5 protein-coding genes are annotated in these 5,159 nt (G+C 63.3%); 1 reads left to right on the plus strand and 4 read right to left on the minus strand.

Annotated features, from left to right (window positions below; genetic code table 11):
- The 4 genes from AC0Z36_RS29145 to AC0Z36_RS29160 all read right to left on the minus strand — a co-directional run.
- Window positions 1-1,388: SUKH-3 domain-containing protein (locus AC0Z36_RS29145; RefSeq protein ID WP_485466083.1), on the minus strand; the 1,388-nt coding region annotated here is incomplete at its 3' end.
- A 70-nt stretch (window positions 1,389-1,458) separates the two neighbouring features.
- Window positions 1,459-3,051 carry an SUKH-4 family immunity protein gene (locus tag AC0Z36_RS29150; RefSeq protein WP_485466084.1) on the minus strand — a complete coding sequence of 531 codons (1,593 nt, stop codon included), beginning with the start codon at window positions 3,049-3,051 and terminating at the stop codon, window positions 1,459-1,461.
- A 38-nt stretch (window positions 3,052-3,089) separates the two neighbouring features.
- Entirely contained in the window at window positions 3,090-3,620 is a 531-nt protein-coding gene (locus AC0Z36_RS29155; RefSeq protein ID WP_485466085.1) for an SUKH-4 family immunity protein, read from the minus strand.
- Window positions 3,621-3,661: 41 nt separating this feature from the next.
- Entirely contained in the window at window positions 3,662-4,138 is a 477-nt protein-coding gene (locus AC0Z36_RS29160; protein WP_485466086.1) for a hypothetical protein, read from the minus strand.
- Window positions 4,139-4,932: 794 nt separating this feature from the next.
- Here AC0Z36_RS29160 and AC0Z36_RS29165 point away from each other — a divergent pair.
- A partial coding sequence (locus AC0Z36_RS29165; protein ID WP_485466087.1) for a hypothetical protein occupies window positions 4,933-5,159 on the plus strand: 227 nt, incomplete at its 3' end.

Raw genomic sequence — 5,159 nt, forward strand, 5'->3', positions numbered from 1 at the left:
GCGCTGCCGGCGAGAAGAGTGTTCAACGCCGCGTTGATGTCCGAGCCGAGGAAGTACTCGCCGGTGTGGTCTACCGAGAAGACCCGGCCTGTCGCATCGGCGACCAGGAATGCCACACCGTCCCGGAGATGGCCGATCGGGGTCACTGTGTGCCCGAGGCGTCTCCCGAAGGCAAGGCAGAACCAGGAGGTGTGCAGCGCGACGGACAGGTCGATGGTGAAGGATGAGAGCGCGAACTCCGAACCGGCGCCGTGCTGTTCGAAGTGCGTTCCGCCGTACTCCGCCCAGATCTCGACGGCTGCGGGATGGACGGCGTGACCGTGGCCGTCGGGCGACCGGAACGCGGTCAGCTGGGACTTCCATGCCTGCGCCCGGGCATCGTCACGCCCGCCGGGTGCCGGACCGGCCTGAGGAGGGCCGGTGGGCAGGGGGAGTGGTGTGTGGGTCTCCGTATCCGACTCGAATTCGATCCCGAAGTGCTTCAGCATCGCCGTGCACGACCGGCACGGGGGCTGGAAGGTTTCGTTTCTGAGATCGCCCCGTTCGCGAATATTACGGACTGTCACGGAGGCGTTGTATCGCTGGAAATACTCGCGAGCCCACTCGGAGTCCATCTCCCGGTCCCCCCAGTCCTCCTGCATCTCCCACAGGAGATCGGAGAGGAGCACAGCCTCAGGGCAACGGCCCATGCCGGGTTCGCGGGACACGACAGGCAGAGTCTCGAAGAAGCGCCGCAACAGCGGGTGATGTTCAGGTTCCGCGTCACCCCAAGCGGTCGTACGGCTGGCTTCGTAGCCGCCGCAGGTCATGCTGCTTCTGCTGGCGGGGGTGAAGGTGAAGATAACCGATTCGCCCCGGCTGACGGCCTCCAGTCCTCTGACGCACTTCGGGAGGAGGTAGAACGGCATGTCGCAGGGGACCTCCCCGCCACTGATCCCGCGGATGAGCCCGATGAGCGCGTCATCCATGGAATGGCCTTGGTGGAAGAGCCCACCGACCGGATGAAACGCGTAGACCTTCCCGCTTTCACCCATGATCAGCTCGCTTTCGCCGCCCTCCGAACTTCCGAATCCGAGGGGCAGTTCCTCAAGCCAGTCCCTGAACTCCTGCGTGCCATCGGCGTTGAGCCATGGTTGGATGTCGCCGATGGCGAAACTGAACCGGCCGATGTTCACCCCCGAACCGCGCTGTTCGACTGCGAGGCCGCCGAATTCGGCCAGGGCGGCGCGCAGCGCGGGGAAGACCTCGCCCGGAACCCCCTTCTCCCGCATCTGCTGGTCCATCGCGGAGATCCAGCCGGAGAAGCTGTCGCTGACATCGCGACCGGGGAACCACCCGGCCGCGCGCAGGACTTGGTCGACGTCTTCGGGGAAGCGTTCAGCGGACAACGCACACACCTTCATCGGTTACGGAAGCAGAACGGGGGTCAGCCCCAGACGCCTTCGGTGAAGTCGAACATCAGGATGTCCCACCAGGGAGACGCCTCAGGGCCGAACGCGGCGGGGTCCCGCTCCGCCATCCAGGTGCGCAACGCGTGCCCGGCCGCCTCCCGGGCCGGGCCTTCCCTGGGCCGCTCATGGTCGGTGACGGTGAGCCGGAGGAGGAACTCGACAAAGGCTGCGAGGTGCTGCTGACCAGTCCGGCGTTGTCGCCGTCCAGGATCAGCACCTGGCCGGTCACGCCGTCGAGGAAGACTTCGTCGTCCACCCAAGAGCCGAGGAGGACAACGGGGTTGCCCGCCTGTTCAGCCTCCGTCGGCTCCTCGAATTTCGCAACGAAGTCGATGAACGTCCCGTCGGGCAGCCCGACTTCGCTGAGCACGGAACGAGCCGTCGGATCGGTGAGCAGCGCACTCAGCGAACCGGGCGGGAACAGTGTCACTGCGGCATCCCCGAAGGCGGAGACCAGCGCACCGTACAAAAGCCCGATGTCCGCAATCCTGGGCCGAGGCCCACCGGCCGGGTGCGGGAACAGAACCGGTGCGGAGCCCCCGGCGACCAGGGCCAACCCGTCGGCCGTCGTACGGATTTCAAGCAGCAAGGGGATTCTGCCTTCGGCCTCCCGTAGCAGTCCGTGCTCCAGGCGGACGGCCGCGGTTCCGTCTGCGCCGCCGATGAGGAGCGTGCCCGTGTCGTCGATTCGCACGGCCCGCAGAGTCGCCGGGGATCTGAGCGTCACCAGGGTCGCGCCGGTGTCCCACCGCAGTACTGACACCTCGGTCCCGGCGATGCCCGCGTAGAGCGCGACGGGTTCGCCGCCGGCATCGGTGAGAAACCCGGTAGTGGGGCGGAAGTTCGCCGTCGGCGTGCTGATGCTCCCCAACGCCGCTCCGGTGACCGGATTCCAGAGCTCCGGGCCGCCGCCGGTCCGCTGTGAGTGGAGGACGGGGAAGTCTCCGGACGGATGTCGGGCGGATTCCAAGTCACTGCTCCTGGCATCCGGCCGTTCGTCCCAGCGGGCGACCTCCTCGCCGGTCCGGAGGTTCCAGGTGACCAGCGGACCCCCGCGGAAGGCGAGTGTCGTGTGCGCGTCGCCTGCCCAGGTGTACACCGCTGCGGAGAGGACATCGCGCGGAGCCACCGGGCAGGCGATGTCCAGTGTCGGCAGACCAGTGGTGGCGTCCCAGGCCCGGAGGCCGGAGTTCTTCGTCATGGTGACGACGACAGAGCCGTGACTGTCCGCCGTAGCGCCGAAGACCGGGGCGGGCGTGCAGTCCATCGCGACGGCAGCGAGCGTTTCCCCCGTAGGCACATTGAATGTCTTGAACGCGCGCGCATCGCTGGAAGCCCAGGTGACCAGCGGTTGTCCGGCTCCGCGCACCGGCGCGAGGTGGGCTTCGACGCCCGCGTGGCGTGACGCCGGGCCGACAAGCCGGCCGCTCCCGCTGTCCACGCAGTGCAGCCAGGCGTCATCAGAGACTGTGGTGAAGGTATTGCGCCCGGCGAGGCGGGCCGCCCTGCCGACCTCCACCGCACCCGGCCAGTCGGCGTCGTCCACTCGGCCGTCGTGGGTGCGCCACCGCGACCAGAGCGGGGTGACGAGCGGTCTCATGGCTCCGTGCCCGGTCGAGAATATCGAGGAATTGACCGTCATTTGTCGAGTTGATCGAAAACCATAGACCACCAGCATTCGTTGTCCGCGAAAGCTTGAGGATCAATATCTTCCAAATATTCTACAAGTTCCCTCGTGTACTGCCGGGCCTGCGCGGGGGTTGAGCCGGAAACGTGTTCTCCACGAAGAGTAAATCTGTACAAGAACTCAATGAAATTTCCCAGTGATGAATTCACAACCTCCGCTGACGGATCTGGGTCGAGTGAGATGAGGATTACCATGCCGTGTTCGACGTCGAGGCAGTAGCGCATGGAGGGGTCATCGGTAGGGCTGCCGAGAGAGAGGACCTTTACTTTCTCGCCATCGACTTCGATCGGAACTTTTACGAAGGCGGGTGGATCGCCGACTGTTCTGGTCGTGAAGATCACGTCCAGGAATGTCGGAATTCCTACCTCAGTGAATATCATTACATCCGCTTCCGAATATCCTTTATTTTTTACTTCATTGGCGGGAAATTTGACAATCGATTTCCGACCGAAAAGCGCGACCAGTTCGGAATGCGTTACCATCGGAATCTCCTTGGATAATTGCAGACGGGCCTCTCGGTCCGCTAAGCATCGCCGATGAGGCCTGCTGCGGTGAGAGTGTCCAGCCACTCGTCGTGACAGTCCTGCAGGGCGAACCTGAGGTATCCGGGTCCTGTCACGTGCTCGAGGAAGAACTGCTCGAAGTTCGCGGCGAGCTGTTCGAACTCATCGCTGGCCCACCATTCGTACTCGGTGATCGGAAAATGCCAGATGGAATTATCCGCGCGATTGAGGTAGATCGGATTCTCATGCAGCCAGCAGAATACGAAATAATCATCTTTTGAGAGTCCGACCCCGGCGCCGAATTCTGTCGGGTCTGCTTCGTCTTGATTTCGTGAAAGTTCCTTCACTGTTCCGAAAGTGAATACTTGACACTTCGGACCATTGGTCAATCGGAGGAAATCTTTGATCGGGTCGGGGAAAATCGGATCTGCTGGGAAAGTTCCGGAGAATCCGGCTGGAACAATGATCCTACTGAACGGATCATTGTTCCGCTCCATGATCTCGCAGATCCTGACAACAGTCTCGGAGACTGATGTTGGATTCATTTCTACCACCATTGTATATTGATCCGAATCGGAGTGAAGTCCGGCACGTTTACCAATGCTGCCTGAATTTCGTTTCCTATGGTGCGGTTGGTGAACCGATCGAGCATCGCCAGATTGTCAGGGGTATCAGAACCTCCCAACTGCAATTCCCAGGGGTGGTCGACCTGCTGGTCTGGTCCTAGTATCCGGGCTCGCAATCTTTGGAAAAGTTCTGGATTTTGCGCATTGTACTGACTGTGGACCCGCCGGATCAATTGGTTGATGTGTTCATTTCTCAAGACCTGGTCCCGTGCAGGTTGAGGGCTTGATGCCCTGTACAGTCGCCCTTGCTCTCCGAGCCGTTGCAATGCGAGAACCTTGCGCTTGAACTGCGCGCGAGGCATACCTGGTCGCCAGGTGATGGTAATAGTGGCCGGCTGCCGACCAGGCGCAGGACCGCGTGGCCCTTGACGTGGCGGACTTGGTGGACGGGGTCTTCCGCCACCGGGTGGACCTCCTGGGCCTCTTGTGCGAGGTGGCCCCGGAGGTTGCCGATTTCCGGTGCGGGGACGTGGCGTACTGGTTCCGCCAGGCCTCGCCGGTCCGTGTGCCCGCCCTGTTGGCCCCGTACCGCCGGTCCCCGGTGTCTTGACCGCGTCGATCCTGGTCTGGGCCTTCTTTTCGCCGCCGCGCATCGTGGTGGCGTTGCCCTTGAGTCCGTCGCCGGTCTTGGCGACGGTCTTCTGGAGGGTCTGTCCGGCGCGGCCGTGGCCGTCGGCTATCGGTTGGAAGACTTTGGCGAAGGCCTGGCCGAGGCTGTCCTTCTGCATGAAGTCGCCTTTTGCGGCGATCATGCCGGAGAGTTTGTCGTGTGCGGTCTGCATGCGGGTTGCTGCTTTGTGCATGCCGCCGCCGGCGGTGTCGAAGTGGTCGGGGGTGAGCTGGAAGCCCTGGCCGCCCTTGGGTGGCGGTCCCGCCGGGGCCGTGCTGCCCG

The organism is Kitasatospora sp. UYEF31, assembly GCF_057291755.1.

What these genes read in the sequence shown, in the direction of transcription:
- AC0Z36_RS29150 (WP_485466084.1), bottom strand. Translation starts at nt 3,051, where the DNA reads ATGAGACCGCTCGTCACCCCGCTCTGGTCGCGGTGGCGCACCCACGAC.
- AC0Z36_RS29155 (WP_485466085.1), bottom strand. Translation starts at nt 3,620, where the DNA reads ATGGTAACGCATTCCGAACTGGTCGCGCTTTTCGGTCGGAAATCGATT.
- AC0Z36_RS29160 (WP_485466086.1), bottom strand. Translation starts at nt 4,138, where the DNA reads ATGGAGCGGAACAATGATCCGTTCAGTAGGATCATTGTTCCAGCCGGA.